At 57.6% G+C, this 26,160-nt stretch carries 32 protein-coding genes and 1 pseudogene; 15 read left to right on the top strand and 18 right to left on the bottom strand.

Going from position 1 to position 26,160, the window contains the following annotated elements; all coding sequences use genetic code 11:
* Positions 1-31 precede the first annotated feature (31 nt).
* Complete coding sequence (locus IPJ12_06520) at positions 32-496, bottom strand: DNA starvation/stationary phase protection protein (protein ID MBK7646805.1); 465 nt, start codon at positions 494-496, stop codon at positions 32-34.
* Between the two features lie 154 nt (positions 497-650).
* Positions 651-1,430 (bottom strand): ferredoxin--NADP reductase, encoded by a 780-nt coding sequence (locus IPJ12_06515; protein ID MBK7646804.1) that lies wholly within the window; start codon positions 1,428-1,430, stop codon positions 651-653.
* Between the two features lie 100 nt (positions 1,431-1,530).
* Here IPJ12_06515 and IPJ12_06510 point away from each other — a divergent pair, with 100 nt between their 5' ends.
* A complete protein-coding gene (locus IPJ12_06510; GenBank protein MBK7646803.1) occupies positions 1,531-2,454 on the top strand; it encodes a LysR family transcriptional regulator in 924 nt (307 codons plus the stop codon).
* A 54-nt stretch (positions 2,455-2,508) separates the two neighbouring features.
* Here IPJ12_06510 and IPJ12_06505 read toward each other — a convergent pair whose 3' ends face one another.
* Together IPJ12_06505 and IPJ12_06500 are read right to left on the bottom strand one after the other, a co-directional pair.
* Positions 2,509-3,987, bottom strand: a complete 1,479-nt coding sequence (locus IPJ12_06505; GenBank protein MBK7646802.1) for a TRAP transporter large permease subunit — start codon at positions 3,985-3,987, stop codon at positions 2,509-2,511.
* Positions 3,987-4,580 (bottom strand): TRAP transporter small permease subunit, encoded by a 594-nt coding sequence (locus IPJ12_06500; protein ID MBK7646801.1) that lies wholly within the window; start codon positions 4,578-4,580, stop codon positions 3,987-3,989. The genes IPJ12_06505 and IPJ12_06500 overlap by 1 nt, the downstream gene beginning before the upstream one ends.
* A gap of 99 nt (positions 4,581-4,679) precedes the next feature.
* Here IPJ12_06500 and IPJ12_06495 point away from each other — a divergent pair, with 99 nt between their 5' ends.
* From IPJ12_06495 to ribD, 4 genes are all read left to right on the top strand, one after another.
* Positions 4,680-5,336, top strand: coding sequence for a histidine phosphatase family protein (locus IPJ12_06495; GenBank protein MBK7646800.1), 657 nt, complete (start codon positions 4,680-4,682; stop codon positions 5,334-5,336).
* 39 nt (positions 5,337-5,375) lie between these two features.
* Entirely contained in the window at positions 5,376-6,626 is a 1,251-nt protein-coding gene (locus tag IPJ12_06490; protein MBK7646799.1) for a serine hydroxymethyltransferase, read from the top strand.
* Between the two features lie 110 nt (positions 6,627-6,736).
* Complete coding sequence (gene nrdR, locus IPJ12_06485; protein ID MBK7646798.1) at positions 6,737-7,201, top strand: transcriptional repressor NrdR; 465 nt, start codon at positions 6,737-6,739, stop codon at positions 7,199-7,201.
* Positions 7,198-8,286 (top strand): bifunctional diaminohydroxyphosphoribosylaminopyrimidine deaminase/5-amino-6-(5-phosphoribosylamino)uracil reductase RibD, encoded by a 1,089-nt coding sequence (gene ribD / locus IPJ12_06480; protein ID MBK7646797.1) that lies wholly within the window; start codon positions 7,198-7,200, stop codon positions 8,284-8,286. The genes nrdR and ribD overlap by 4 nt, the downstream gene beginning before the upstream one ends.
* Position 8,287: 1 nt before the next feature.
* On the opposite strand, the pseudogene moeB reads toward ribD, so the two are convergent.
* The 4 genes and pseudogenes from moeB to IPJ12_06460 all read right to left on the bottom strand — a co-directional run bounded on the left by moeB (position 8,288) and on the right by IPJ12_06460 (position 12,277).
* Positions 8,288-9,028 (bottom strand): annotated as a pseudogene (gene moeB / locus IPJ12_06475) (molybdopterin-synthase adenylyltransferase MoeB).
* Complete coding sequence (locus tag IPJ12_06470) at positions 9,025-9,426, bottom strand: hypothetical protein (GenBank protein ID MBK7646796.1); 402 nt, start codon at positions 9,424-9,426, stop codon at positions 9,025-9,027. Before IPJ12_06470 ends, moeB begins: the two are co-directional and overlap by 4 nt.
* 20 nt (positions 9,427-9,446) lie before the next feature.
* On the bottom strand, positions 9,447-10,874 hold the full coding sequence (locus tag IPJ12_06465) for a S41 family peptidase (protein ID MBK7646795.1): 1,428 nt from the start codon (positions 10,872-10,874) through the stop codon (positions 9,447-9,449).
* A complete protein-coding gene (locus IPJ12_06460) occupies positions 10,856-12,277 on the bottom strand; it encodes a peptidoglycan DD-metalloendopeptidase family protein (protein ID MBK7646794.1) in 1,422 nt (473 codons plus the stop codon). Before IPJ12_06460 ends, IPJ12_06465 begins: the two co-directional genes overlap by 19 nt.
* 76 nt (positions 12,278-12,353) lie before the next feature.
* Here IPJ12_06460 and IPJ12_06455 point away from each other — a divergent pair, with 76 nt between their 5' ends.
* From IPJ12_06455 to IPJ12_06430, 6 genes are read left to right on the top strand one after another with little or no spacing between them, the layout of a single operon-like run.
* Positions 12,354-12,671 carry a winged helix-turn-helix transcriptional regulator gene (locus tag IPJ12_06455; GenBank protein ID MBK7646793.1) on the top strand — a complete coding sequence of 106 codons (318 nt, stop codon included), beginning with the start codon at positions 12,354-12,356 and terminating at the stop codon, positions 12,669-12,671.
* A gap of 9 nt (positions 12,672-12,680) precedes the next feature.
* On the top strand, positions 12,681-13,097 hold the full coding sequence (locus tag IPJ12_06450; protein ID MBK7646792.1) for a rhodanese-like domain-containing protein: 417 nt from the start codon (positions 12,681-12,683) through the stop codon (positions 13,095-13,097).
* Positions 13,098-13,358 (top strand): glutaredoxin 3, encoded by a 261-nt coding sequence (gene grxC / locus IPJ12_06445; protein MBK7646791.1) that lies wholly within the window; start codon positions 13,098-13,100, stop codon positions 13,356-13,358. It begins immediately after the preceding gene.
* Positions 13,359-13,388: 30 nt separating this feature from the next.
* The gene (secB, locus tag IPJ12_06440; GenBank protein ID MBK7646790.1) at positions 13,389-13,853 is read left to right on the top strand and encodes a protein-export chaperone SecB; all 465 of its coding nucleotides are present in this window, start codon (positions 13,389-13,391) and stop codon (positions 13,851-13,853) included.
* Between the two features lies 1 nt (position 13,854).
* A complete protein-coding gene (locus tag IPJ12_06435) occupies positions 13,855-14,301 on the top strand; it encodes an SH3 domain-containing protein (protein ID MBK7646789.1) in 447 nt (148 codons plus the stop codon).
* Entirely contained in the window at positions 14,298-15,287 is a 990-nt protein-coding gene (locus IPJ12_06430) for an NAD(P)-dependent glycerol-3-phosphate dehydrogenase (protein MBK7646788.1), read from the top strand. The genes IPJ12_06435 and IPJ12_06430 overlap by 4 nt, the downstream gene beginning before the upstream one ends.
* Before the next feature lie 8 nt (positions 15,288-15,295).
* Here IPJ12_06430 and IPJ12_06425 read toward each other — a convergent pair whose 3' ends face one another.
* The gene (locus tag IPJ12_06425) at positions 15,296-15,760 is read right to left on the bottom strand and encodes a tRNA (cytidine(34)-2'-O)-methyltransferase (protein ID MBK7646787.1); all 465 of its coding nucleotides are present in this window, start codon (positions 15,758-15,760) and stop codon (positions 15,296-15,298) included.
* A gap of 44 nt (positions 15,761-15,804) precedes the next feature.
* Positions 15,805-16,548: a ComF family protein gene (locus tag IPJ12_06420; protein ID MBK7646786.1), complete on the bottom strand. Its 744-nt coding sequence runs from the start codon at positions 16,546-16,548 to the stop codon at positions 15,805-15,807.
* A 56-nt stretch (positions 16,549-16,604) separates the two neighbouring features.
* Between IPJ12_06420 and bioB the strand changes: the two genes are divergently transcribed.
* Together bioB and IPJ12_06410 are read left to right on the top strand one after the other, a co-directional pair.
* Positions 16,605-17,588: a biotin synthase BioB gene (bioB, locus tag IPJ12_06415; protein ID MBK7646785.1), complete on the top strand. Its 984-nt coding sequence runs from the start codon at positions 16,605-16,607 to the stop codon at positions 17,586-17,588.
* Positions 17,585-18,478, top strand: coding sequence for a methyltransferase domain-containing protein (locus IPJ12_06410; GenBank protein ID MBK7646784.1), 894 nt, complete (start codon positions 17,585-17,587; stop codon positions 18,476-18,478). The genes bioB and IPJ12_06410 overlap by 4 nt, the downstream gene beginning before the upstream one ends.
* 1 nt (position 18,479) lies before the next feature.
* Here IPJ12_06410 and IPJ12_06405 read toward each other — a convergent pair whose 3' ends face one another.
* The 4 genes from IPJ12_06405 to IPJ12_06390 all read right to left on the bottom strand — a co-directional run bounded on the left by IPJ12_06405 (position 18,480) and on the right by IPJ12_06390 (position 21,399).
* Positions 18,480-19,145 (bottom strand): sulfoxide reductase heme-binding subunit YedZ, encoded by a 666-nt coding sequence (locus tag IPJ12_06405; GenBank protein MBK7646783.1) that lies wholly within the window; start codon positions 19,143-19,145, stop codon positions 18,480-18,482.
* 225 nt (positions 19,146-19,370) lie between these two features.
* Complete coding sequence (locus IPJ12_06400; GenBank protein ID MBK7646782.1) at positions 19,371-20,213, bottom strand: HDOD domain-containing protein; 843 nt, start codon at positions 20,211-20,213, stop codon at positions 19,371-19,373.
* A 1-nt stretch (position 20,214) separates the two neighbouring features.
* Complete coding sequence (locus tag IPJ12_06395; protein ID MBK7646781.1) at positions 20,215-20,646, bottom strand: CBS domain-containing protein; 432 nt, start codon at positions 20,644-20,646, stop codon at positions 20,215-20,217.
* 117 nt (positions 20,647-20,763) lie between these two features.
* Positions 20,764-21,399 (bottom strand): cytochrome c4, encoded by a 636-nt coding sequence (locus tag IPJ12_06390; protein MBK7646780.1) that lies wholly within the window; start codon positions 21,397-21,399, stop codon positions 20,764-20,766.
* Between the two features lie 107 nt (positions 21,400-21,506).
* On the opposite strand from IPJ12_06390, the gene IPJ12_06385 reads away from it, so the two are divergent.
* Together IPJ12_06385 and hemB are read left to right on the top strand one after the other, a co-directional pair.
* Positions 21,507-22,169, top strand: coding sequence for a YihA family ribosome biogenesis GTP-binding protein (locus tag IPJ12_06385; GenBank protein ID MBK7646779.1), 663 nt, complete (start codon positions 21,507-21,509; stop codon positions 22,167-22,169).
* Between the two features lie 134 nt (positions 22,170-22,303).
* Positions 22,304-23,308: a porphobilinogen synthase gene (gene hemB / locus IPJ12_06380; GenBank protein ID MBK7646778.1), complete on the top strand. Its 1,005-nt coding sequence runs from the start codon at positions 22,304-22,306 to the stop codon at positions 23,306-23,308.
* Positions 23,309-23,363: 55 nt separating this feature from the next.
* Here the strand turns inward: hemB and slmA are convergent, their stop codons facing one another.
* The 4 genes from slmA to IPJ12_06360 form a co-directional block, all read right to left on the bottom strand.
* Positions 23,364-23,972 (bottom strand): nucleoid occlusion factor SlmA, encoded by a 609-nt coding sequence (gene slmA / locus IPJ12_06375; protein MBK7646777.1) that lies wholly within the window; start codon positions 23,970-23,972, stop codon positions 23,364-23,366.
* Positions 23,973-23,983: 11 nt separating this feature from the next.
* The gene (locus IPJ12_06370) at positions 23,984-24,715 is read right to left on the bottom strand and encodes a pyrimidine 5'-nucleotidase (GenBank protein MBK7646776.1); all 732 of its coding nucleotides are present in this window, start codon (positions 24,713-24,715) and stop codon (positions 23,984-23,986) included.
* A 17-nt stretch (positions 24,716-24,732) separates the two neighbouring features.
* The gene (argB, locus tag IPJ12_06365; protein ID MBK7646775.1) at positions 24,733-25,620 is read right to left on the bottom strand and encodes an acetylglutamate kinase; all 888 of its coding nucleotides are present in this window, start codon (positions 25,618-25,620) and stop codon (positions 24,733-24,735) included.
* Positions 25,621-25,704: 84 nt separating this feature from the next.
* Entirely contained in the window at positions 25,705-26,121 is a 417-nt protein-coding gene (locus IPJ12_06360) for an Hsp20/alpha crystallin family protein (protein ID MBK7646774.1), read from the bottom strand.
* Positions 26,122-26,160 lie beyond the last annotated feature (39 nt).

The following is a 26,160-nucleotide window of genomic DNA, read 5'->3' as shown; positions in this document are numbered from 1 at the left end:
CTGGAAAATGCGGCGTAATCGCTACGACGCATCAGCTCTCAAGGAGGCTGCGCAGCATCCAGGCATTTTTCTCGTGAATTTGCATGCGCTGGGTCAGCAGGTCGGCGGTTGGTTCGTCACCGGCCTTGTCGACCAGCGGGAAAATGCTGCGAGCAGTCTTGGTGACGGCCTCCTGGCCTGCAACGAGTTGCTTGATCATGTCCTCGGCGCTGACCTTGCCTTCGCTTTCCTTGATCACGGTCAATCGGGCGAATTCGGCGTAGGTGCCAGGGGCAGCGACGCCGAGGGCGCGGATGCGTTCGGCAATCATGTCCAGCGCGTTCCATAGTTCCGTATATTGGTCCATGAACATGACGTGAAGCGTGTTGAACATCGGGCCGGTAACGTTCCAGTGGAAATTGTGGGTCTTCAGGTAAAGAGTGAACGAATCAGCCAGCAGGCGGGAAAGGCCTTCGGCAATTTTTTCACGGTCTTTCTTGGTGATTCCTATGTCCATGATGGTCTCCCTTCGTTGAGCGGATGGTTTGCAGACCAAAAGAGTTTGGCCGGGTGCCATTGAATGATGCGCGCCCGGTCACCTGACAGCCAATCAATTTTCCCTATGTTTCAGATAGTGCGGACCACTTGCCACGGTCAACCGGAAAAAACGGCTATTTTTCAACAAATGCGCGCTCAATCACGTAGTCGCCGAGGAGGCCGGTGTGGTGATTGCCGACCTTGAAGCCACGGGCATCAAGCATGGCTGCAGTGTCTTCCAGCATGGCCGGACTGCCGCAGATCATGCCGCGGTCAGTGGCCGGGTCGAGCGGCGGTTGACCGATGTCTTCGAACAGCTTGCCGGACTCGATCAGGTCGGTCAGGCGCCCTTCGTTGCGGAAGGTTTCACGCGTGACGGTCGGGTAATAAATCAACTTTTCCTTGACCCAGTCAGCGAAGTATTCGTGTTCCTTCAAGTCCTGCTCGATGTAGTCGTGGTAGGCCAGTTCATTGGTCCAGCGGACGCCATGGATGAGGATGACTTTTTCGAAGCGCTCGTAGGTTTCCGGGTCGTGGATCAGGCTCATGAAGGGGGCCAGGCCAGTGCCCGTCGCAAACATGAAGAGCCGCTTGCCGGGTTTCAGATCGCGCAGAACCAGCGTGCCGGTGGGTTTCTTGCTGACCAGAATCGGGTCGCCCGGCTTCAGGTGCTGCAGGCGTGACGTCAGCGGACCGTCGTCGACCTTGATGCTGAAAAATTCGAGATATTCCTCATGATTGGCGCTGGCAATGCTGTAGGCGCGTGTCAATGGGCGACCATTGACTTCCAGTCCGATCATCACGAATTGCCCGTTCGTGAAGCGCAGGCCGGGGTCGCGCGTCGTGCGGAAGGTGAATAACGTATCGTTCCAGTGGTGGACGGAAGTCACGGTTTCGGTGGCCAGGTTGCTCATGATTATTGCTCGTCTATTTGCAAAGTAAGACCGCATCTTAGGACTTATCGTTTATTGATTAAAGCGGGGAATTTGTATATCCATAATCTAAAATATCGATATGAAAATTACGCTTCGACAAATTGAAGTTTTCGCGGCCATCGCACGGCTTGAAAACGTATCGCGCGCTGCGGCACAGCTGAATATGTCGCAGTCGGCTGCCAGCACTGCGCTGCTTGAACTGGAGCGCCACTTCGATTGCCCACTGTTCGATCGTATCGGCAAGTCACTCCGCCTCAACGGCAGCGGCCGTGGCTTGCTGCCGCAGGCCGAAGACATGCTGGCCAGAGCCAACGAGGTCGAGGGTTATCTGGCGGGGGGGCGCCTGGCGCCGGTTGCAGTGGGCGCCACGCTGACCATAGGCAATTATCTGGCGACCATGGTGGTGGTTGAATATCTGCGCCGGAATCCGGGCTGCCGCGTTGAGTTGAGCGTCTGCAACACGCAGCAGGTAGTCGAGCGTCTTCGTCGATTTGAGCTCGATATTGGCCTGATCGAAGGTGAAGCCAGCGACTCGGATCTAATCTTTGAGCCTTGGCTGGATGACGAACTAGTCGTTTTTTGCGCGCCATCTCACCCGCTTGCCGAGATCGGCCAAGCAAAATCCGCCGTGCTGGCGCAACAAAAATGGATTGTGCGCGAACCGGGGTCGGGCACCCGCGCGCTTTTTGATCGCGCCATGCGGGAGGCAGGGGCGGATGCCGATGTCTGCCTGCAACTCGAACATACCGAGGCGATCAAGCGGGCCGTCGAATCCGGACTGGGGGTCGGCTGCCTCTCACGTCTCTCCCTGCGCGAAGCCTTGCGGCGCGGCAGTCTGGTTGAGATCAAGACGCCCGAACTGGTCCTGCGGCGGCGATTTCAATTTGTTCGCCAACGCCAGCGGCACCTCAGTACGGCCACCCGGACGTTCATCGCCGAGTGCCGACGTTTATCGGGAAATGCCCGTGATACCAGCGAACTGGTGTTGCCCTTTATCCCGTGATCCAGACGAAAAAACGGGGCCTTGCGACCCCGTTTCGTATCGCACCAAGAAAGCTTACTTGCTGTCGCCCTGAAGCCTTCTCAAAAGATCGGCTGATGCCTTGTCCTGGCCGTCTGAATCCTGCCTCGACTGCTTCATTAGTGTGTCGAGATCGACCGGCGCAGGTGCCGTGCCATTGCGTTCCATCTGCTGATGCGCCTTATGAGTCTCGTCGCCATAGCTGACGATGTTAGGGAAGATGATGATCAGCGCGACCATGATGATCTGGATGCAGACGAATGGAATGGCACCCCAGTAGATGTCGGTGGTCTTGACCGAAGATGGCGCCACCGAACGCAGGTAGAAAAGCGCGAAGCCGAAAGGTGGGTGCATGAACGAAGTCTGCATGTTAACCGCGAGCAGAATGCCGAACCAGACCAGGTCGATGCCCAGTTTGTCCGCCACCGGGGCCAGCAGTGGCACGATGATGAAGGAGAGTTCGAAGAAGTCGAGGAAGAAAGCTAGCACGAAAACCAGAAGATTGACCACGATCAGGAAGCCAATTTGGCCGCCCGGCAGACCAAGCAGCAAGTGTTCAACCCACAGGTCACCGTTGACGCCGCGGAAGACCAGGCCAAATACCGTCGAGCCCACCAGAATGAAGATGACAAACGAAGACAGCTTGCCGGTAGTTTCCATTGCCTGCTTGAGCAGCTTGATGTTCAGGCGCCGGCGAGCAACGGCAAGAATCAGCGCGCCAGCCGCACCCATCGCACCACCTTCAGTGGGCGTGGCGACACCGAGGAAAATGGTGCCGAGGACCAGAAAGATCAGTACCAGTGGAGGCACCAGCGTGGTCAGCACGCGCGCCAGCAGCTTAAAGCCGCGCAGGCTGCGTGCTTCCGGCGGCAGCGCGGGGCAAGAGGCAGGCTTGAAAATCGACATGAGCAGCACGTAGCCGAAATACATGCCGGTGAGCACCATGCCCGGAATGAAAGCCCCTTCGTACATGTCGCCGACCGATTTGCCCAACTGGTCAGCCATGATGATCAGCACCAGTGATGGCGGAATGATCTGGGCCAGCGTGCCGGATGCGGCGATGACACCCGCCGCCAGACGCTTGTCGTAGCCATAGCGAAGCATGATGGGCAGCGAAATCAAACCCATCGAGATCACTGAGGCAGCCACGACGCCGGTCGTGGCTGCCAACAGTGCGCCGACGAAGATCACTGCATAGGCCAGGCCGCCGCGCATCGGGCCGAAAAGCTGTCCGATCGTATCAAGCAGATCTTCGGCCATGCCGGATCGTTCGAGTATCAGGCCCATGAAGGTAAAGAAAGGAATGGCCAGCAGCGTGTCGTTGGCCATGATGCCGAAAATTCTTTCAGGCAGTGCCTGAAAGAGCGCCGGGTGCAAGAGACCGAGTTCAATCCCGAGCAGGCCGAAGACGATGCCGTTGGCGGCCAGGGCGAAGGCGACCGGATAGCCGAACAGCAGAAAGAGTACCAGCGCGCCGAACATCAGCGGCGCCATGTTGGCGATGACCCAGACCATTATTTGGCCTCCCGGGTTTTTGAGGCAGCGATGGCTGCTGCCAGTTCCTCTTCGGCCGAAGGGCCTTTGTCCTTGCGGTTGGGATCCTCAATCCTGCCAAGCAGGAAGGCGATACGCTTGATGAGCTCGGAAACCCCCTGCAGGGCAAGCAAGGTAAAGCCGATCGGCAACAGCGCCTTTACCGGCCAGCGAAGCAATCCGCCGGCATTGGCCGAGTACTCGGTAATCCGGTAGGACTCGGCGACGAGCGGGATGGACAGCACGAGCACCAGGATCACCATGGGCAACAGGAAAAAGAGGCTGCCTATGATGTCGATGACGGCCAGTCCGCGTGGTGAAAGTTTGCCGGACAGCACGTCGATGCGAACGTGTTCGTTGTTTTGCAGGGTGTAGGGCGAGCAAAGCAGGAATATCGCGGCAAACAAATACCACTGAATCTCCAGCAGGCCATTGGAGCTGTCGTTGAAGACGAAGCGATAACTGGCGTTGGCGGCGCTGATCAGGGTCATTACCAGTACCAGCCAGAATGCGCCTTTGGCGACGCGGGCGTTGAGCCAGTCGATCAGTTGCGAGAGCTTGAGCAGAAGGGTCACGAAAATTCCTCCTCGGTTGATAGAATTCCCGGCTTCTGAGGTGGCCGAGGTTTTTTAATCTTGTGCCGCGCAATTTACAGTGAATTCAAGAGGTAGAGAATGATGGAAATCCCTACAAGTCGGGCCACGCAAATCTGTCTGGTACGCCATGGCGAGACCGAGTGGAATGCCGAGCGGCGTATCCAGGGGCAGATTGATATCGGTCTGAACGACATTGGCCGACGGCAGGCCGTGGCGGCGGGACGCTGGCTGAAGTCGGCTGGTATCGTGGCACTCTATAGCAGTGATCTGAAGCGGGCATGGACTACCGCGCAATCCATTGGTGCAGAGCTGGGGCTGGTGCCGGCCTCCGTACCCGAGATGCGCGAGCGCCGTTATGGCGTATTTGAGGGGCTGACCTACGATGAGGCGAAGGCCAAACACCCTGCAGGCTACGCTGCATTCGAAGGGCGCAACGCCAACTACGATTTCGAAAATGGTGAAAGCCTGCACGCCATGTTCGCGCGCGTCACCGGAAAGCTACAGGCGCTGGCCGCGGCGCATCCGGGGCAATCGATTGCCATCGTGCTACATGGTGGTGTTCTCGATATCATCAATCGTTTTGTGCGCGGCAATCCCTTGGAAAAACCCCGTGACTTCCTGATTCCCAACGCCGGCATCAACTGGATTGCCATGGAAAACGGAGAATGGTGCCTGAATACATGGGGGGAAACCGATCATCTGGAGGCGGGTGCGCTTGACGAGCTCCCGTCATGATAAAATCTTAGCCCTTTTCAATGGCTTGAGGCATTTGACATGTTTTCCGCGAAAGACACCCTGGCAAAAGTTGACCCTGAACTCTGGAAGGCCATGCAGGCCGAAGTGCAGCGTCAGGAAGATCACATCGAATTGATCGCGTCGGAAAACTACGTGAGCAAGGCTGTCATGGAAGCACAGGGCTCCCAACTCACCAACAAATATGCTGAAGGCTATCCCGGCAAGCGTTACTACGGTGGCTGCGAGCACGTGGATGTTACCGAACAAATCGCCATTGATCGTCTGAAGAAGCTGTTCGGTGCTGATGCAGCCAACGTCCAGCCGAACTCCGGTTCGCAGGCTAACCAGGCTGTGCTGATGGCCTTTGCCAAGCCGGGCGACACCATCATGGGTATGAGCCTGGCCGAAGGTGGCCACCTGACCCACGGCATGGCGCTCAACATGTCCGGCAAGTGGTTCAACGTCGTCTCCTATGGCTTGAATGAAAAAGAAGAGATCGACTACGACAAGATGGAAGCGCTGGCTCGTGAACACAAGCCGAAGATCATTGTCGCCGGTGCTTCCGCCTACGCCCTGCGCATTGATTGGGAACGCTTCGCCAAGGTGGCCAAGGAAGTCGGCGCCATTTTCTGGGTTGACATGGCGCACTACGCCGGCCTGATTGCTGCCGGCTTCTACCCGAACCCGATCCCGTTCGCCGATGTCGTGACCTCGACCACGCACAAGACCCTGCGCGGCCCGCGCGGCGGCATCATCCTGATGAAGGCTGAGCATGAAAAGGCCCTCAACTCAGCCATCTTCCCGGGCTTGCAGGGTGGCCCGCTGGAGCATGTCATTGCTGCCAAGGCCGTGGCCTTCAAAGAAGCCGCGACGCCGGAGTTCAAGAACTATCAGGAGCAAGTCATCAACAATGCTCGCGTGATGGCCAAGGTGTTGGGTGAGGAGCGCGGTTTGCGTGTTGTTTCCGGTCGTACCGAGAGCCACGTGTTCCTGCTCGATCTGCGTGCCAAGAACATTACCGGCAAGGAAGCCGAAGCCGCCCTTGGCCGTGCACACATCACGGTTAACAAGAACGGCATCCCGAACGACCCGCAAAAGCCGTTCGTTACCTCCGGTATTCGCATCGGTTCCCCAGCCATGACGACCCGGGGCTTTACCGAGATTGAAGCGGAAAGAATCGCCCACCTGATCGCCGATGTGCTTGATGCGCCGAACGACGAAGCCGTCGCGGCCACCGTGCGTGAGAAGGTTTCGGCGTTGTGCAAGAAGTTCCCTGTCTACGGCGCCTGAGAAAATTTCGGCGCCTGCCTGCCCGGTGTTGTCCCTGCTTGCCATAGTCTATCGACTGTCTGCGGGGGCGCTTGGGTTGGGCGGCGCGCTGAAACTTTCGGGAGTTTGATGTGAAATGCCCTTTCTGCGGTGCTGAAGATACGGCGGTGGCCGATACGCGTCTGAATGACGAGGCTGATGTTGTCCGTCGCCGCAGAAAGTGCAATGCCTGCGACAAACGCTTTACAACGTACGAGCGGGCTGAAATTCAGCTGCCGCAAGTGGTCAAGAAGAATGGCCTGCGTACCGAGTTCAGTCGCGGCAAGTTGCGCGCCAGTCTGGAGTTGGCGCTGCGCAAGCGTCCGGTCTCCATCGAGTCGCTTGATGCGGCCGTGGCCGACATCGAAGAGCGCCTGCTCTCGGCTGGTGAACGCGAGGTGACGACGCAGCAACTGGGCGAACTGGTCATGCGTGAGCTGAGAAAACTCGACAAGGTTGCCTACATCCGTTTCGCCTCGGTCTATCGCAATTTCGAAGACGTGGATGCCTTTTCCAAGGCCATCCGAGAAGTTTCTCCGACTACGAGAAAAAAATGAGTTTTTCCGCCGTCGACCACGGCATGATGGCGCGCGCCCTGCAGTTGGCCGAGCGTGGGCTGTGGACGACCTCGCCCAATCCGCGGGTAGGTTGCGTCGTAGTTCGCGATGGTGAAATTGTTGGCGAAGGCTGGCACGTGCAAGCCGGGGAGCCGCATGCCGAAGTGCATGCGCTGCGCGCCGCGGGGGCCAGGGCCAGGGGTGCCACGGCGTACGTGACGCTGGAGCCGTGCAGCCACTATGGTCGTACGCCACCTTGTGCTGAGGCACTGATAGCGGCGGGTGTTTCCCGGGTGGTGTGCGCGATGACGGACCCCAACCCGTTGGTTGCAGGCAAGGGGCTGACTATGTTGCAGGCGGCCGGTATCGAAACGGCCAGCGGACTGCTGGAAAATGAGGCTCGGGAACTTAATATTGGTTTCGTTTCCCGAATGACCCGTGGCAGGCCATGGCTACGTCTGAAGGTCGCGGCCAGTCTGGATGGAAAAACTGCCTTGAACAACGGCCTTAGTCAGTGGATTACCGGCCCGGATGCGCGCCGTGACGGCCATGCCTGGCGGGCTCGTGCCTGCGCCATCCTGACCGGGATTGGTACGGTGCGCGATGACGATCCGCAGCTTTCGGTGCGTGATGTGGCGACGACCCGTCAGCCGCTGCGTGTGCTGGTCGATAGCAAGCTGGAAATATCCCCGACCGCCCGCATTCTGCAGGATGGCCCAGTGCTGATTGTCGGTGCAGTTGAAAATGCCGAAAAAATGGCATTGCTGCGGTCAACCGGAAATTTCGTCGAAATTCTGAATAATTCTGCCGGCAAGGTTGACCTGAAAGCCCTGCTTGAATTGCTGGCACAGCGCGGTATCAACGAGGTTCACGCCGAAGCGGGTTTCAAGCTGAATGGCTCGCTGCTGCGTGAGGGGCTGGTGGATGAATTGTTGCTCTATCTGGCACCTTGTCTGATTGGGCACCAAGCCAGCAGCCTGTTCAATCTTCCGGCGCTGACGACGCTGGACGACAAGTCGCGTTTGCAGATTCGTGACCTGCGTCAGGTCGGGGCAGATATCCGGGTGATTGCCCGTCCGCTGTAGGGCCGCACACGGCGCACCCGGCATCTTTTTTGAAGCGGACGGTGCGCCATTCCATGGTCAGCGCATCAAGCAACAACAAGCGACCGCTCAGCAATTCGCCAATGCCGGCCGCCAGCTTCAGCGCCTCCGCCGCCTGCATGGTGCCGATAATGCCGGTCAGCGGGGCAAAGACACCCATCACCGCACAGCGGACCTCTTCGACATCCTCGCCTTCGGGGAAAAGGCAGTGATAGCACGGCGAATCCTCGCTGCGCAAATCGTAGACGCTGATCTGGCCATCGAAGCGAATGGCCGCGCCAGATACCAGCGGCTTGCGATGATGAACACAGGCGCGGTTGATGGCGTGACGGGTGGAAAAATTGTCCGTGCAGTCGAGGACAAGGTCGGCCGTTGCTACCAGCGCATCAAGGGCGGTGCCGGATAGGCGCCGCTGCAGCGGCACGATTTCAATTTCCGGATTGATGGCGTTCAGCGCTTGTCGGCCGGATTCAGCCTTGGCCATGCCGACGCGAGCCTGCGTGTGCAGGATTTGCCGTTGCAGGTTGGTGAAATCGACGGTGTCATCATCGACCAGTGTTATTTTTCCGACGCCGGCCGATGCCAGGTAGAGTGCTGCTGGCGAACCGAGGCCGCCGGCACCAATGATCAGGGCATGGGTCTTCAGGATGCGTGCCTGACCCTCGATGCCCAAAGCGTCCAGCAGAATATGGCGGCTATAGCGGAGAAGCTGCTCGTCCGTCACTTATATTCGCGCCACTCCGGCGGGGTGTCGTCGTGGTCGCCGTGCGGGTGCTGTTCCCAGGCCTGAACGTAGCCTTCGGACGCGGAGCGCTTGAGACGCTTTTCCGGCGCGCCGATATTGTGAAGCTGGGTTTCTTCAACGTAGTAGATCAGCGCCCGGGTCAGCTTTGAAAGCAGGGTGTTGTCCAGATGAAACCCCTTGTCGACCAGATGCTCGTCGAGTTCGCGCAAGGTATGTTGCTGAAGGTCATAACCCACCCCCAGGGAGCGCTTTTCGTACTTGGGCTGCACCTCGACCGCTTCCATGTGCTGCAGGTCATCGGCCGCTTCTGGCACCTGGCCGGGTGGGAATTTGGCGAACAATATCTCCCGGTTTTTCTTGAGATCTGTATCAGCCATCATCCCTCCTGCTCGGTAATCTATTGGGCTTTATTCTGCATGATCTGCAGGCCCTTGAGAAGATTCAGTGCCTGCTGGAACTGGTAGTCGCCCTTGGTGGCATATTCCATCCGTTGTGGCACATCCTCGTCGCCTTCATCCTTGCCGTTTTTGTCCTTGACCGGTTTGGCCGGTGTCTTGGCGGGCGCTTTGGCGTCGTTCTTGTTGGCTTCCTTGTCGCGGTCATTGGACAGGTGGCGGTCGAGATCGGCTTCGCGCAGGCGCATGCCGCCGCCATTACCGTTGGCGGTTTCCTCAACGACGATATCCGGCGTGATGCCCTTGGCCTGAATGGAGCGGCCTTCCGGCGTGTAGTAACGGGCGGTGGTCAGCTTGATGGCGGTGTTGTTTGGCAGCGGCAGCACGGATTGCACCGAGCCCTTGCCGAAGGTTTGGGTGCCGACAATGATGGCACGCTTGTGGTCCTGCAAGGCGCCTGCCACGATTTCGGACGCCGAGGCAGAACCGCCGTTGACCAGAATGACCATGGGGACCTTCTTGGCTTCAATCGGCATGGATTTCAGCGGGTCTTCCTTGGTGCCGCGCAGATAGTCCTGTGGCCGGGCCTTGAAGTCCTGCTTGGCATCTTCCGTGCGCCCATTGGTGGAAACGACCGTCACGTCCGGAGAGAGAAAGGCAGCGGAAACGCCGATGGCGCTGGTGAGCAGGCCACCCGGGTCGTTGCGCAGGTCGAGAACCAGACCATTGAGCTTGTTGCCATCCTTGTAGAGCGTCGACAGGTGCTTGGCCAGTTCGACCACCGTATTTTCCTGAAACTGGGTAATGCGCACCCAGCCGTAGCCCGGTTCAACCAGCTTGGATTTGACGCTCTGGACCTTGATCACTTCACGCATCAGGGTCAGTTCGATCGGCTTGGTTTCACCCTTGCGAATGATTGACAGCTTGATCGGTGTCTTGGGTTTGCCGCGCATTTTCTTGACGGCATCGGACAGGGTCAGCCCCTTGACCGGGGTTTCGTCAAGCTTGAAGATCAGGTCGCCTGCCTTGACGCCGGCGCGATAGGCCGGGGTGTCTTCAATCGGGGAGATGACCTTGACCAGACCGTCTTCCATGCCGACTTCGATACCCAGTCCGCCGAATTCGCCCTGCGTCCCGACCTGCAGATCCTTGAAGGCATCGGCGTCGAGGTAGGTGGAATGCGGGTCGAGATTGGACAACATGCCGGAAATGGCATTGGTGATCATCTTCTTGTCTTCGACCGGTTCGACGTAGCCCTGTTTGATGGCGCTATACACCTCGGCAAAGGTGCGCAACTCGTCAATAGGCAGCCCGGGCTTTGCTTCCTTGTCGGCCATGGCCGGGAAGTTCAGACTGATCAATGCGCCGGCGACAAAAGCGCCAACGGTCAAGCTAATGGTTTTCGTTTTGCTCATTTCAAGCTGGCCCATTTCATCGGGTCGATCGGTTGCCCTTGGTGGCGAAGTTCAAAGTATAAACCGGATTCCGGATTGCCCCCGCTGTTGCCGACAGTCGCCACCATTTCTCCGCCATTTACTGCCTGGCCGACTTGCTTGAGCAGGGAATCATTGTTGCCATAGATCGACAGGTAGCCGTCACCATGATCGACGATCAGCAAATTGCCGAATCCGCGCATCCAGTCGGCGAAGACGACGCGGCCACCGGCAATGGCCTTGACTTCGCTGCCGCGACCAGCCTTGATGAAGAGGCCGCGCCAGGTGCCGCCGCCGTCGCGTGGTGAGCCGAATCGACCGGACACCGCGCCGCGTGTCGGCAGACGCAGTCGGCCACGCTGGCGGGCAAAACTGCCGTCACTGGCAACGGGCTCGTAGTGGTTTTCGGTGTCGGCGGTCTTCGGGCGACTTGGCTCCGTGGCGGGCGCCGGGCGGACGGGTTCCTTGTCGTCGCTGGCAACTTGCTTCCGCTCCTTGCGGAGCGCCGCAGCTTTGGCAGCCCGTACTTCCTCGGCAATGCGGGCAGCTTTCTCGGCGCGGGCCGCCTTTTCTGCGCGGGCGGCTTGTGCGGCAAGGGCTTTGGACAGGCGGTCAATCAGGCCGGTCAGGCGTTTTTCGTTTTGCTGCAGATTGCCGATTTCCTTGCGCTGGGCGTTTACCTTGCTGGAAATTTGGGCGTACAGTTTCTGACGTTCTTCCCGTTGCTTTTGCAGTTCGGCATGGCGTTTTTGTTGCTCCGCCTCGATTGCGGCGAGCTCTGTGCTGCGTTCCTTGGCATCGGCCGCGAGGGATTTTTTCTTGGCGAGGTTGGCGTTGATCTCGCCCATCATGTCGGCACGGGTCAGGGCGATCGCAGAAAAATAGTGCAGATCGCGCGCCATCTCGTTCGGGTCGTTGCCGTTGAGCAGCAGTTGCAGTGAATCCGGCGTGCCGCGCAGGTATTGTTTATAGATCAGCTTTTCCAGCTGCGTTTGCTGCTGACCTAATGTGGCGCTGAGTTCTTGTGACTGCAGTTCCAGATTTTTGAGCTTTTTTTCCAGTTGACCGCGGGAGTCGTTCAGTGCGCGCTGTTCTCTTTCCATCAGAGAAATTAGGCGGTCAGCTTCGCGTAGACGGTCGCCAGCGTCGGCTTTGCTTTCTTCGCTGCTCGATAATTCCTTGCGCAGGCCATCGATTCGGCTGCGTAGCTCCCCCAGGTCGGCCTGCTTTTCGGCAATATCGGGTGATGCGACCGATTCCGCGGATTTTTTTTGGGGAGTGCGTGACTTCGCGCTAACCAGCGGCGTGCCAAGAAAAACGGCGGCAATCAGCGCCACCGTCAGCCTTTGGCAGGTGCGCTGGAGCCTGCGCATACCGAGCCGGGCGTGTCCAACTGTCATCGTGGAGTGATTTCGTTCAAGCGAAACGCAAAACGCTATTTTATAATGCGCCATTCATCGATATCGAGGTTTTATCTTGGAAACGCCTTCCTTCAGTCTGATCGAAAAGCAAGAGCACATCGAGCTGGCTGCTCGTGCGCTGAAATCCATCGCCCACCCGCTACGTCTGAAAATTCTTTGCGTACTCGGCGAGCAAGAGGCTTGTGTTCAGGAAATCGTCGATGCGGTCGGGACGTCGCAGAGCAATATTTCCCAGCATTTGGCCATCCTTCGCGAAAAGGGTGTGTTGGTGACCCGCAAGGATGCCAACCGTGTTTATTACCGGGTAGGCGATCAGCGCACATTGCAGCTCGTCAGCATGATGCGGGAAGTCTTTTGTGGCGAAGGAGCCTGAGTGATGCCGATGGAGTTTATCAACCAGAATGTTCTGCTGATCGGGCTGGTGGTGGTCAGCGGCTTGTCACTGGTTTGGCAGTTGGTCTCCCGTCCATCAGGCAATAGCGTCAGTCCGGTCGAGGCCACGCTGTTGATCAACCGCGAGGATGCGCATATTCTCGACGTGCGTGAGGCCGATGAGTTTGCCGCGGGGCACTTGCCGGAGGCAAAAAATATCCCGACCAGCAAGCTGGCTGACCGCATCGGCGAGCTTGAGAAGTTCAAGGACAAGCCGATCATTGTTTGTTGCGCCTCGGGTATGCGTTCGAACAAGGCCTGTGCCGAGCTGCAGAAGTACGGCTTCGAAAAGCTGCATAACCTCGCGGGCGGCGTAGACGCCTGGGTCGGTGCGGGTTACCCGGTAAAAAAGGGGAGCAAGAAGTAAATGGGCGCTCATGTATTGATGTACACGACGGCGGTATGCCCTTATTGCACGCGCGCCAAGCAATTGCTCAGTGCGCGTGGCGTGACGGACATCGAAGAGGTTCGCGTCGATCTCGATCCGGAACGTCGCGATGAAATGATGCAGAAAACAAAGCGGCGTACAGTGCCGCAAATCTTCATCGGTGAGACCCATGTGGGCGGCTGTGATGATCTTTATGCCCTCGATGCTGCCGGCGAACTGAAGCCGCTGCTCGAAGGCTGATTCAACCCATTCAACTTTTGAAAGAGAACCATGGAACAAAACGCACAGCCTGTCTTCGGTATTGAAAAGCTCTACGTCAAGGATTTGTCGATCGAAGTGCCGAACGCTCCGGAAATCTTCCTCGAGCGCGAGCAGCCACAGGTCGAGATCCAGCTCAACACCGCTGGCCGTGCCGTTGGTGAAGGCGTCTATGAAGTCGTGCTGACCGTGACTGTCACTGCCAAGATGGGCGACAAGACGGTTTTCCTGGTGGAGGTTGGCCAGGCCGGCATCTTCCGTATCCAGAATGTGCCGGAAGAGCAGATCGAGCCGCTGATCGCCGTCGCCTGCCCGAACATCCTGTTCCCGTATGCCCGCGAAGCGGTGTCTGATGCAGTCAGCCGCGCGGGGTTCCAGCCCATCGTGCTGCAGCCGGTCAACTTCGAAGGCATGTACATGCAGCGTCTGCAGCAGGCAGAGCAGGCTGGCGCGCCGGCCGACGCGTCCATTCAGTAAAATGACCATGTGGCGCCGCGCCCTTGTCGCCCTGTCGCTGATCAGCGTTGCCGGAGCAGCGCTGGCCATCGATTATCGTTCGGTCACTGTGCCGGCGGCCATCCTTTACGATGCCCCGTCGCAGCAGGGCAAGAAACTGTACCTGATCAAGGCGCAGACGCCGGTTGAAGTGGTTGTGAAGGTCGAAGGCTGGTTCAAGGTGCGTGATGCCGAGGGAACCCTGGCCTGGATTGAGTCGCGCAATCTTGCGGAGCGCCGGACGTTGGTAGTGACCGCGCCGATTGGCGAAATTCGTCAGTCGGACAAGCCGGAGTCGCCGGTGATTCTCGAGCTGGAAAAATGGGTTGCGGTGGACTTTGTCGAGTCGGCAGCGCCCGGCTGGGTCAAGGTTCGCCATCGCGATGGTGCTGTTGGTTACATTCGCGCGACGCAGGTCTGGGGCTTATGAAAATCACACTGCTGGGTGCCGGTGCCTGGGGAACGGCCTTGTCGATTGCGTTTGCAGGCAAGCACGAACTGACCCTGTGGTCGCGAGAAGACGATGTGGCGGCTGATCTTGAGGCTACTCGCGAAAACCATCGCTTTTTTCCGGGCTACAAGTTGCCGGAATCAGTGCTTGTTTCGACGGATTTCGCTGCCGCGGTGGCCGATGCCGAATTGCTGATTGTCTCGACGCCGATCGCCGGTTTGCGCCCCACCCTTGAGCGCCTGAAAACGCTGGGATGTGCGCTGCCCGTGCTGTGGGTGTGCAAGGGTTTCGAGGCTGGTAGTGGCAAGCTGCCGCATCAGGTGGTGGCTGACGTGCTGGGCGTCGAGGCGGTATGCGGCGCCCTGTCTGGCCCCAGTTTTGCTGAAGAGGTAGCGGCAGGCCAGCCAACGGCAGTGTCACTGGCAGCCAACGATCCGGCATTTGCTCGCGAAGCGGCTCGCCAGTTGCACACGACGCGTCTGCGTATCTACGCCAATGACGATCTGGTTGGTGTTGAAGTGGGGGGGGCGGTCAAGAACGTGCTGGCGATTGCGACCGGTGTTTGCGACGGGCTGGGCCTTGGTCTGAATTCACGGGCGGCGCTGATGACGCGCGGTCTTGCCGAAATCGCCCGTCTTGGTCTGGCGCTGGGTGCCAACCGCCAGACCTTCATGGGGTTGGCCGGTATGGGTGACCTCATTCTGACATGTACCGGGGATTTGTCACGGAATCGCCGAGTCGGTCTGGCGCTGGCGCATGACAAATCCTTGGCGCAGATTCTCGACGAGTTGGGGCATGTGGCCGAAGGCGTTTATACCGCCCGTGAAGTCGATCAGCTATCCAGCCGGCTCGGGATTGACATGCCGATCAGTGCTGCGGTGGCAGCGGTGCTCGATGGTCGCCTTTCAGCGGCGGACGCACTTGAACAATTGATGGCGCGCGACCCGAAGGAAGAGCTGGCTTAAATGCCGGCTTAAAGCGAGCCAGCGAAGCCGGCTTGGCGCCAGGCTTCGAACACCGTAACTGCGGCGGCATTCGAGAGGTTGAGGCTGCGCTGCCCTGGTTGCATTGGCAGGCGAAGTCGCTGTTCCGGCGGAAACTCGGCGAGCACGTCGGGCGGCAAGCCGCTGGTTTCGCGGCCAAAAACAAAAACGTCGGTCGTTTGCAATACGGTACTGAAGGGGCTGGTTGTGCCTTTGGTGGTCATGGCGAACAGCCGACGTCCGGCCAAGGCCGTTTTGCAGGTGCTCCAGTCGGTATGCCGAACGACACGGGCGTATTCGTGATAATCCAGGCCGGCCCGGCGCAAGCCCTTGTCCGTGATGTCAAAACCGAGAGGCTCGACGAGATGCAGTTCGGCGCCGGTGTTGGCGCACAGGCGAATGATGTTGCCCGTGTTGGGCGGGATTTCAGGTTGATAGAGAACGACGGCAAACACGCGGCGGCTTTCAAACGGTCAAGGGGGCGAATTAGAGCACGGATTCAGTGCTTTAGCGCACGGGCGATGACGGCGACGGTGACCGATGCCGCGCCATGCAGTTTGAGGATGCGGGCGCATTCGTTAACGGTGGCGCCCGTGGTCATGACGTCATCGATCAGCAATAGGCGCTGGCCGGTAAAGTCGGCGCGACACTCGAAGGCACCGCGCACGTTGCGATGACGATCCTTGAGTTCTTGCGCGGCTTGTGGTGGCGTGGGGCGAGTGCGCAGGACCTTGCTGCGGTCAACCGGAAATTTCAGGAAAATTCCCAAATGTCGCGCCATCTCGGCCGATTGATTGAAGCCGCGTTCGCGCAGGCGCTCAGGGTGTAGCGGCAATGGAACAAGGCAATCGTAGTCGTCAGCGCCCAATCGCTCGGCCAGTCGTCGGGCGCTCCAGTTGGCCACGGCGAGTTGATGACCATATTTCAAGGCATGAACAATTCGATCGATCGGGAAATCATATTGATAGAGCGACAGCGTTCGGTCGAAGTTCGGCGGCTCGCGGAGGCAGGCACCGCAACGCTCGCCGTGGGTGGTTTGCGTGGCGCATCGCGGGCACAGCGTGGCCGGCAGGCGAGGGAGGTCGTCGGCGCAGGGCGGGCAGAGCAGTTCGCCCTGACTGTCAGCCGTGCACAGGAGGCAACTGGCCGGGAGCGTCGCGTTCAGGAATTGTCGGCCGAGTCGTTTGAGTCTGTCGGGCTGGGGTAAAATTGACATCGAACCAGAGCGTCCGTGATAATCCATAATTACCGGTGCGTTTCGTATCTGATTTTCATAGCATTTTTCACGCAAGGTCTTTCATGCAAGCTAGTGCTGTCGCCGCTGTTTCGTCTGCTTCCCCGTCTGTCCCGGCTCATCGCTGGACGGTTGCGGAAGTGATCGCGCTTTACGAGTTGCCACTTATGGATTTGATCTGGCGCGCCCAAGGTGTTCATCGCGAGAATTTCGATCCGAATGCCATTCAACGCTCGACGCTGCTTTCGGTCAAGACCGGCGGGTGTTCCGAAGACTGCAGTTACTGCTCGCAGTCGGCCCGTTACGATACCGATACCGAGCGCGAACGCCTGATGCCGCTCAATGAGGTCGTTGCTGCCGCCAAGGCCGCCAAGGACAAGGGCGCCTCCCGCTTCTGCATGGGCGCTGCCTGGAAAGGGCCGAAAGACAACGATCTCGACCGCGTGCTCGACATGGTTCGCGAAGTGAAGGCGCTTGGCATGCAAACCTGCGTGACGCTGGGCATGCTCAAGGATGGTCAGGCGGAAAAACTGAAGGAAGCCGGTCTCGATTATTACAACCACAATCTTGATACCGACAAGGAGTTTTACGGTCAGGTTATCAAGACGCACACGCATGATGACCGCCTCGACACGCTCGAACAGGTGCGCGATGCCGGGATCAATGTCTGTTCGGGGGGCATCATCGGCATGGGCGAATCACGCAAGAACCGCGCGGGTCTGCTTGTCCAGTTGGCCAATCTGCCCAAGGCGCCGGAATCCGTGCCGATCAACAATCTGGTCCCGATTCCCGGGACGCCGCTGGCTGACAATGACCGTCTCGACCCTTTCGAATTCGTGCGTACCATTGCAGCCGCCCGCATCATGATGCCCAGCTCATGGGTTCGCCTGTCGGCCGGTCGCCAGCAAATGAGCGACGAACTGCAGACGCTTTGCTTCCTGGCGGGTGCCAATTCGATGTTTTATGGTGATCGCCTGCTGACCACGGATAATCCGGATGTCGACCGCGACGATGCCTTGTTTGCCCGCATCGGCGTCAAGGCCGTTTGAGCACAGCCAGTCCTCATGCAGGTTTCGTCGACCGGCAGCATGTCGGTCGACGCTTCGCCAGAGTCGCCGACACCTATGGTGACGGCGACTTTTTCGCACGGGAGATCGATCGCCGGATGCAAGAGCGACTTGATTTCGTCACGCTTGAGCCCAAACGGGTTCTCGATCTGGGCTGTAGCCGAGGCGGCAGTTTCTCCGGACTGGCGACGCGCTACCCGGATGCTGATCTGATCGGACTGGATGTCGTACCAGCCATGCTCTCCGCGGGCCGTGTTCCGCGCCTTGGTTGGCAACGCTGGCTTGGTCTCGGTAAGCGTTCCGAGCCGCTTCGTGTGGCCGCCGATGCTTCCAATTTACCGCTGAAATCCCGGTCGACCGCGTTAGTGTGGTCCAATCTGCTGTTGCACTGGCTGGATGATCCGATCCCGGCCTTGGCCGAAGCGCATCGCGTTCTGGACGTTGGCGGATTACTGATGTTTTCCACACTGGGGCCGGATACGCTGAAAGAACTGCGCTCATCGTTTGCGGATGGCTACGCCCACACCCAACGCTTCGCGGATATGCATGATCTGGGTGATATGGTCGTCGGTTGCGGATTTGCCGATCCGGTGATGGACATGGAGACCATCACGCTAACCTATGACGACCTTGATGCCCTGTTTGCCGAGCTACGCGCCGCAGGCTCTTCCTGCGCCATGAAGGCCAGGCGGCACAGTCTGACCGGGCGCCTCTCGTGGGCGGCGGGTCGGGCTACCTATGAAGCCATGCGCAAGGATGGCAAGCTGCCAGCGACATTCGAAGTGATTTACGGGCATGCCTGGAAGGCTGCGCCCAAGCAGACTCAGGACGGCCGGGCCATCATTCGTTTCGATCTGCCGCGAAAATCCTGAATTATTCTGGCTTTTGCTTGAAGAATTTCAACGGCTTGGTCGACTGAAATTGCGGCACCGGAATTGCCTTGCGTTTGCGCTCACGAATTCGCCAGCTCAACAAGAATGCCACGGCGATGGCATAGGCCAGCGGCCACAGCAAGGCGCTAGCCTTGGTCAGCCAGAAATAATGCACGCATGCAAGAATGCTGATCAGATAGATATTTCGATGTAATTCCTGCCACTTGCGGCCGCCCAGTTGTCGAACGGCCCAATTATTCGACGTGGCAGCAAGCGGAATCAGTAGCAGGAATGCAGCAAAACCAACAGTTACAAACGGACGCTTGAAGATATCCCTGGCGATTTCATCAATGGAAAAGGCATGGTCAAAACCAATGAAACTCAGGAAATGCAGTGTCGCGTAGAAAAAACAAAATAAGCCAAGCATGCGGCGCAGGCGGAGTAGCCAGTGCCATTGAGTCATAGCCCGCAATGGCGTAACGCACAGGGTGATCAGTAGTAGATTGAAGGTCCAGGTGCCTGTCCTGCGCTGAACGAACTCAACCGGATTGGTGCCAAAATCACCGGTGTAGGCAGCCCAAAGCAAGCGACCGAAAGGCATTAGACAAACTGCGAAAAGTGCAGCCTTGATTAGGTTCAGGTGGCGAGCATCGGGATTGCGATTCATGTCAGGACGTTTTCCTTGTATCCATCTTGGCACACAGGTTTGGGAGATGGTTGGCAAGATTGATCGAAGGTGCTTGCCGAAATAACGGCCGATCCTGAGTGCGGGCTTTTGCCGCTACAGTGAGGATGGTTAGAAGATATCTTTGAATGAGAAAGCGTTTGCAACGGAGGACTTGTCATCAGAGGTTCTCGACCTAAGGGGCAAAAAATCCGTCGCCAAAGGCGATCAGGCAGCGAGCGCGGCCCGAAGGTCGGCGATATCTTCCTCCGCCTCTATCAGGATGTCTGCATATCTCGCCAGATTGGCTTCATGTGCAACCGCTTCATCCTCGGTGATCGAATTGGCCTGCCAAGCAAGATCGTTGCCGGCGAGAAGGATGGCGAAATACAGAATGTCACTGACTGTGCATGGCGTCTCAACGTTGCGCAATAAACTTTGATCGCGCACGGCTTCAGTGATGGAGGTCGGGACCCCGAGGATGTACAGAAGACTCTCGCCTATGCCTTCGTGCCAACCGGAAAGGAGTTCGATCATTGCCGACTCGTTATTGCGATACTCCGGATATTCCGCGGCACGATATAGCAAGTAATACACGCCAATGTTGTGCACTAGTCCGGCCATCATCGCCTCGTCAGGCTTAACGCGACCCAGATGCCGAGCCAGCACCCGGGCGATGGCAGCAACTTGTACAGAGTGCTCCCAAGACTCGCGCGCAATTCGGTCATAGGCAACGAGATTCTTTGATTTCAACATCTGGTCCATAGCCACGGCAAGTGAAGTCGTGCGAACAATGTCAAAAACCAGCCGCCCAATCGCCGTTCCAAGATCCGAAATCCGCTCACCAAAGGGGTTATGGCTAACAGAGTTGGCTAGGCGTAGCAGTTTGCTGGAAATCAGCGGCTCAACGCCAATAGCCTGAACCACTTGCGCTAGATTGGCAAAAGGATCTTTCAGGGTATTGCGAACGAGTATGGCCGCATCCAGACACGTCGGGAAATTGACATCGCCCGACAGGTCGCGGGCAATATCTTCGAGAATGCGGAAGTGAGCGCTGTTGTTGCCTGACATTTCAACCGGCGATGTAACGCGCCAGCTGATCGATCAGGAACTTCTGGTTACTGATGGTTTCCTTGACCATGTCGCCAATCGAAATCATGCCCACAACACCACCGTCAGCATCTAAAACCGGCAGGTGGCGGAAGCGTTTTTCGGTCATTAGCGCCATGCATTCATCAATCGTGCTGGCTGGGGTTACATAGGCAACCTTTTCGCTCATGATTTCGCGAACCAGGGTCTCTTTGGATGTCTTGCCATGCAGGATGATTTTCCGGGCGTAGTCTCGTTCGGAAAAAATGCCGACCAACTGTTCGCCATCCAGTACCAGCACTGCGCCAACTTCGTGTTTGGCCATGACGTTCAGTGCGTGAAACACGGTATCGCCCGGTGCGACAACTGCGAGTGGGCGATCCTTGCCAGCCAGAAGTTGCTTCAATGTCTTCATATCTAATCTCCTACTCTGTTGGGATGCAGTACGTTCAGTCTATTCTCGTCAGCTTGGTGTGCCAAGGGCGAAAAGTAAAAAGGCAGCCTAAGCTGCCTTGTTTGAGTGATATGCGTATTAACGAAGACCAGCGGCGTATTCGGCAACAGCCTTGATTTCGGCATCGGAAAGCTTGCCAGCGATCATGCGCATCATCTTTTCCGGATCGTTGGCGCGTTCTTCGACACGGAATGCCTTCAACTGGGTTTCGGTGTATTCAGGGTATTGGCCAGCCAGGCGTGGGTAAAGGGCGGGCAAGCCGGCACCGGCCGGGCCGTGGCAGCCAGCGCAGGCGGGAACGCCTTTCTTGAAATCACCCTGACGCCAGATTTTCTGACCCAGCGCAATCTGCTTTTCATCCTTGGCAGCTGCCGGCTTCTGCTTTTGGCTGGAGAACCAGGCGGCGACATTTTTCATGTCCTCATCGGACAGCGCTGCAGCCATGCCAGCCATAATCGGGTTGTTGCGCACTGCCGGCTTGTCACCGGCTGGCTTGAAATTCTTCAACTGCTTGTAGATGTATTCCTCGACCTGCCCGGCCAGGATCGGATTGGCAGAAACCTGACTGTTGCCATCGGCGCCATGACAGGCAACACAGACGGTTTCAGCGATGGCCTTGCCCTTGGCGGGGTCAGCTTTTGCTGACGCTTCCTCGGAAGCGTGGGTGACGAAACTGGTAGCAAGAAGAATTGCCATTGCCGCTGTACGGATCATTTCGAACTCCTAGTGCGCGTTTTTGGGCGCTTTGGCCGGAACGGATGTTACAAACCTGTTATTCTATATTAGTTCTCCGCCCGCTTGGCGGGTCTTCCGAGTTTTTTATGCCTCTGTTTCAACAGGCCGTTTTTCTTACAACTGTCGCCAATCTCCGCGACTTGCCGCAAGACTCCGTTCGCGAAGTCGCCTTTGCCGGTCGCTCAAATGCAGGCAAATCTTCAGCCATTAATACTTTGGCGGGGCGGGTGCGGCTGGCTTATGTCAGCAAAACGCCGGGCCGTACCCAACATCTGAATTATTTCACCCTGGCGGATGGAAAATATTTTGTCGACTTGCCCGGTTATGGCTATGCGAAGGCCCCGGAAGCGATTCGTTCGCAATGGGAAGGATTGATTGGCCCGTATCTGAGTAAGCGGAGTCCGTTGGCTGGTCTGGTGGTCATCATGGATATTCGCCGGCCGATGACTGATCTGGATTTACGGCTGATTGACTGGTTTCGACCAACCGGTCGGCCGATTCATATTCTGCTGTCGAAGTCTGACAAGTTGAGCCGGCAGGAACAGACCAAGGCGCTGCGCTCAGTGAGAGCGGAAGTGGCGACTTGGGGAGACGCTGAACTGTATTCCGTCCAGCTCTTTTCCAGCCTGAAAAAGACGGGCGTGGAGGAGGCAGAGGGCGTTCTGGCGAATTGGCTGGAGATTGAAATGAAGCAGAAAGAAAACAAAGGGCCCCCGGATAAGGGGGGTCCGGGGGCCAAAAAGCCTTAACGGTGTCAAGGCGCCCGCTCAGGGAGGTGAAGCGGGAGACAGCATTTGCCGTCTTGGGACTGTGACGTACGTCAATGCAAGAAGTTCCTTTCCAGTGAAAAATTGTTTGGTGATTAATCAATTGAGGTTGAAGCATGGCTGTTGTTAGCGGTGGTTTTCCCGGGACCCGGATGCGCCGTATGCGGCGTGATGATTTTTCTCGCCGTTTGATGCGGGAGTCGGTCCTTACGGTTGATGACTTCATCTACCCGGTTTTTGTTCTCGAAGGTGAAGGGCGCATCGAGAGCGTTTCGTCGATGCCAGGTGTTGAGCGCCAGTCGCTGGATGTGCTGCTGAAAACGGCAGAGCGTGCCGTAAAGCTTGGTATCCCCGCGCTTGCGTTGTTTCCGGTGATCGATGCTTCGCTGAAGTCGCTGGGGGCGGAAGAAGCCTACAACACGCATGGCTTGGTACCGCGGGTCATTAGAGCCTTGAAGCAAGAGTTTCCCGGGCTTGGCGTGATCACCGATGTGGCACTCGATCCGTATACCAGCCATGGTCAGGATGGGTTGATTGACGATACCGGCTATGTGCTCAATGACGAAACGCTGGCGGTGCTCGCCAGGCAGGCGCTTTGCCATGCCGAGGCGGGTGCTGATGTGGTGGCGCCGTCAGACATGATGGATGGTCGGATTGCCCGCATTCGTTCCGAGTTGGAAGGTGCCGGCCAGATTTACACGAGAATTCTGGCTTACTCGGCCAAGTATGCTTCTGCCTTTTACGGTCCGTTCCGCGACGCGGTCGGTTCGGCGAGTAATCTGGGTAAAGGCAATAAATACACCTACCAGATGGACCCGGGCAATAGCGACGAGGCGCTACGCGAAGTGGCGCTGGATCTTGAAGAGGGGGCGGATATGGTCATGGTCAAGCCGGGCATGCCGTATCTGGATATCGTTCGTCGTATCAAGGATGAGTTCAAGGTGCCGACCTATGCCTATCAGGTCAGCGGCGAATACGCGATGCTGAAGGCTGCGGCGCAGAATGGCTGGCTGGACGAAAGGGCTTGCGTGCTGGAAAGCTTGTTGGCCTTCAAGCGCGCGGGCGCTGATGGCATCCTGACCTATTTTGCGCTGGATGCTGCAGAGTATCTCAAGGGCTGAAAAGGGGATACGTTTTCGGTGATAGAAAGGGCGGCCATGGCCGCCCTTTGGTTATTCAGGCACCCGGTGCGCCGGATTGTGACAGGCAGGCGAAGTAGAGCATCGGCCATTGCTGTGGCCATTGGGTCAGCGGCTCGCGGCTGAAGCCGCTACGGGCATATTGTTCCCATCGGCCGACGACATAGCAACGAAGCAAGTTGGCCAGTGCGCCGAAATCGGCATCGGGCTTCAGGTTTTCCTGCGTGGCGGCGATGCGCAAGGCTTGCTTCATGGCGCCTTCGATCTTGTCGAGCAAGGCATTGATGCGGAGTTGCAGGCGTTCGTTTTCGTTAACCAGTACGTCGCCGATCAGGACCCGGGTCATGCCGCGATTCCTTTGCGCGAAGCGCAGTTGCAGACCAATGATTTGTTCGATCTGCTTGAAGCCTTCTGTTTCTTCCGAGGTGATCTTGTTGATGACGCTGAACAGGCTTTGCTCGATGAATTCAATCAGGCCTTCGAACATCTGGGCTTTGCTGGCGAAGTGACGGTAGAGGGCGGCTTCTGAGCATTCGAGCTTGCCAGCGAGGGCGGCGGTGGTGATTTTCTCCCCTTTCGGGGTCTCCAGCATTGCGGCCAGCGTTTGCAGAATTTGCAGCCGACGTTCACCCGGTTTTGTCGCCATGGGACCCCTCCTCAAATTTCGTTTTTGGCTGAAATTTCCAGTCGACCGTAGAATTTTGATAGTTGTGTTGCCGAACGGATTTTAACGTCAACAAAGGGTGACTGACGTAAGCCAGTACTCACCCACACGGTCTTCATGCCCAGCTTTTTGGCAGTCACCAGATTTGGCAGGCTGTCCTCGACCATGATGCAGCGGCGTGGGTCGAGGTGTTCCGCGCGTAGCAGGGCACGGAAGCCGGCCATCATGGGCTTGGGTTGAAAACGCACATTTTCTACTGAGTAAACGGCATCGAAGCACGCGCCCAATCCGGTGATGTCGAGGATGGCATCGGCGTAATGCCTGGGCGCGTTGGAGAAAATAATCTTGCGGCCGGGCAGGCGGCGCAATTGATGAATCAATTGCTTGTCGAAGACCACCATGCGCTTCAGGTCGGGAAACTGATGCGTCTCCCAAAGGAAATGCCGGGGGTCGGTTCCATGGTGGCGCATCAGGCCGAGCAAGGTGGCGCCATAGCGCACCCAGTAATCTTGTCGGATGCGGCTGGCTTCGTGCGTGTCGACACCAAGGTGACGCTCGATGTATTCGCGCATCGAGCGGTTGATGTGGGGAAAAATATTGGGGGTTGCGTTGTGAAGCGTGTTGTCCAGATCGAACAGCCAGACGCGACCCGCCGGAACACGCCTGACTTCGTGGACCTTGCCTTGTCGTGCTACAGAACTGTCCGTGGCTCGCCTTTGCGTCACGCCTGCTCCGGGGTGACTCAGTACGACTTGATCATCGTGCCGACACCATGGTCGGTCAGGATTTCAAGCAGCAGTGCGTGCTCGACTCGACCGTCGATTATATGCACCCCCTTGACGCCATTGCGGGCAGCATCAAGCGCCGAGCCAATTTTTGGCAACATGCCACCGGACAACGTACCGTCTGCGACCATGTCATCGATCTGCTTCGGCGTGATGCCGGTGATCAGATTGCCTTCCTTGTCGAGTACGCCCGGAGTATTGGTCAGCAGCACCAGTTTTTCGGCTTTGAGGACTTCAGCAATCTTGCCGGCGACGACGTCTGCATTGATGTTGTAGGTCTCTCCGTCCTTGCCTACGCCGATCGGGGCGATGACCGGGATGAAGGCGCCTTTGTCGAGGTGATCGATCAGTGAGGGGTCAATCGAAGTAATCTGGCCAACTTGGCCGACGTCTATCAGGTCGCCTGGATGGTCCTTGTCTTCGAGCATCAACTTTTTGGCACGAATGAAGTTGCCATCTTTGCCGGTCAGGCCAACCGCCTTGCCGCCATGCTGATTGATCAGGTTGACGATGTCTTTGTTGACTTGGCCACCGAGTACCATTTCGACCAGTTCCATGGTCTCGGCGTCGGTAACGCGCATGCCCTGGATGAATTCGCCCTTCTTGCCAACGCGCCCGAGCAGGTTTTCGATCTGCGGGCCACCACCGTGCACGACGACAATATTGAAGCCGACCAGTTCAAGTAGAACCACGTCACGGGCGAAACAGCTTTTCAGGTGTTCATCGGTCATCGCATTTCCACCGTATTTGACGACGATGGTCTTGCCGTGGAAACGTTTTATGTAGGGTAGGGCTTCGGCCAGAACGGCGGCCTTGGTGCCGGGGGACAGGTTTTCGATGCTCATGGCGGGCTCCAAGTGGAATCGCCGCGGATTGTACAAAGAAAAAGGCCGGAACGGGGTCCGGCCTTTTTGCTTGGGGTCAAAACGTCACTCGATATTCAGGCGTTTTGTCGCGCTGGTGGTGCGTTTCGGGAGGGTTAGTTCGAGTACGCCATCATTGAATTTCGCCGCCGCCTTGTCATCGTCGATGTCCTGTTCAAGTTGGAAGGAACGGGAGACTTTGCCTATGTAACGCTCGGCGCGAAGCAAGCGATCGCCTTCCTTGATTTCTTTTGCCTGCCTCGTTTCGGCGCTGATGGCTACCTGATTGCCGTCGATGATGACATGGATATCTTCTTTCTTGACACCAGGAAGGTCGGCATGAACCAAGTAGTTCTCTCCTCGTTCCTTCACATCAATTTTGATCGACGGTGCTTGTGCCGGGGAGTTGTTGAAATCAATGGGGCGAACGAAAAAACCGCGGAATAGATCGTCGAATGGGTCGACTCGAGTGATATTTGCCATGGTTACCTCCTTGGTTGATCAAACTTTCCTGCAACCAAT

Source organism: Betaproteobacteria bacterium, from assembly GCA_016709965.1.
Taxonomy (GTDB): Bacteria; Pseudomonadota; Gammaproteobacteria; order Burkholderiales; family Rhodocyclaceae; genus Azonexus; species Azonexus amarohabitans.
The sequence above is the reverse complement of the archived record's forward strand: the minus strand, read 5'-3'. Positions and strand labels throughout refer to the sequence as shown.

Coding starts and splice junctions, on each gene's coding strand:
- IPJ12_06520 (MBK7646805.1), bottom strand. CDS start 496: ATGGACATAGGAATCACCAAGAAAGACCGTGAAAAAATTGCCGAAGGC.
- IPJ12_06515 (MBK7646804.1), bottom strand. CDS start 1,430: ATGAGCAACCTGGCCACCGAAACCGTGACTTCCGTCCACCACTGGAAC.
- IPJ12_06510 (MBK7646803.1), top strand. CDS start 1,531: ATGAAAATTACGCTTCGACAAATTGAAGTTTTCGCGGCCATCGCACGG.
- IPJ12_06505 (MBK7646802.1), bottom strand. CDS start 3,987: ATGGTCTGGGTCATCGCCAACATGGCGCCGCTGATGTTCGGCGCGCTG.
- IPJ12_06495 (MBK7646800.1), top strand. CDS start 4,680: ATGATGGAAATCCCTACAAGTCGGGCCACGCAAATCTGTCTGGTACGC.
- IPJ12_06490 (MBK7646799.1), top strand. CDS start 5,376: ATGTTTTCCGCGAAAGACACCCTGGCAAAAGTTGACCCTGAACTCTGG.
- ribD (MBK7646797.1), top strand. CDS start 7,198: ATGAGTTTTTCCGCCGTCGACCACGGCATGATGGCGCGCGCCCTGCAG.
- IPJ12_06470 (MBK7646796.1), bottom strand. CDS start 9,426: ATGGCTGATACAGATCTCAAGAAAAACCGGGAGATATTGTTCGCCAAA.
- IPJ12_06465 (MBK7646795.1), bottom strand. CDS start 10,874: ATGGGCCAGCTTGAAATGAGCAAAACGAAAACCATTAGCTTGACCGTT.
- IPJ12_06460 (MBK7646794.1), bottom strand. CDS start 12,277: ATGACAGTTGGACACGCCCGGCTCGGTATGCGCAGGCTCCAGCGCACC.
- IPJ12_06450 (MBK7646792.1), top strand. CDS start 12,681: ATGGAGTTTATCAACCAGAATGTTCTGCTGATCGGGCTGGTGGTGGTC.
- grxC (MBK7646791.1), top strand. CDS start 13,098: ATGGGCGCTCATGTATTGATGTACACGACGGCGGTATGCCCTTATTGC.
- secB (MBK7646790.1), top strand. CDS start 13,389: ATGGAACAAAACGCACAGCCTGTCTTCGGTATTGAAAAGCTCTACGTC.
- IPJ12_06435 (MBK7646789.1), top strand. CDS start 13,855: ATGACCATGTGGCGCCGCGCCCTTGTCGCCCTGTCGCTGATCAGCGTT.
- IPJ12_06430 (MBK7646788.1), top strand. CDS start 14,298: ATGAAAATCACACTGCTGGGTGCCGGTGCCTGGGGAACGGCCTTGTCG.
- IPJ12_06420 (MBK7646786.1), bottom strand. CDS start 16,548: ATGGATTATCACGGACGCTCTGGTTCGATGTCAATTTTACCCCAGCCC.
- bioB (MBK7646785.1), top strand. CDS start 16,605: ATGCAAGCTAGTGCTGTCGCCGCTGTTTCGTCTGCTTCCCCGTCTGTC.
- IPJ12_06405 (MBK7646783.1), bottom strand. CDS start 19,145: ATGAATCGCAATCCCGATGCTCGCCACCTGAACCTAATCAAGGCTGCA.
- IPJ12_06400 (MBK7646782.1), bottom strand. CDS start 20,213: ATGTCAGGCAACAACAGCGCTCACTTCCGCATTCTCGAAGATATTGCC.
- IPJ12_06395 (MBK7646781.1), bottom strand. CDS start 20,646: ATGAAGACATTGAAGCAACTTCTGGCTGGCAAGGATCGCCCACTCGCA.
- IPJ12_06390 (MBK7646780.1), bottom strand. CDS start 21,399: ATGATCCGTACAGCGGCAATGGCAATTCTTCTTGCTACCAGTTTCGTC.
- IPJ12_06385 (MBK7646779.1), top strand. CDS start 21,507: ATGCCTCTGTTTCAACAGGCCGTTTTTCTTACAACTGTCGCCAATCTC.
- hemB (MBK7646778.1), top strand. CDS start 22,304: ATGGCTGTTGTTAGCGGTGGTTTTCCCGGGACCCGGATGCGCCGTATG.
- slmA (MBK7646777.1), bottom strand. CDS start 23,972: ATGGCGACAAAACCGGGTGAACGTCGGCTGCAAATTCTGCAAACGCTG.
- argB (MBK7646775.1), bottom strand. CDS start 25,620: ATGAGCATCGAAAACCTGTCCCCCGGCACCAAGGCCGCCGTTCTGGCC.
- IPJ12_06360 (MBK7646774.1), bottom strand. CDS start 26,121: ATGGCAAATATCACTCGAGTCGACCCATTCGACGATCTATTCCGCGGT.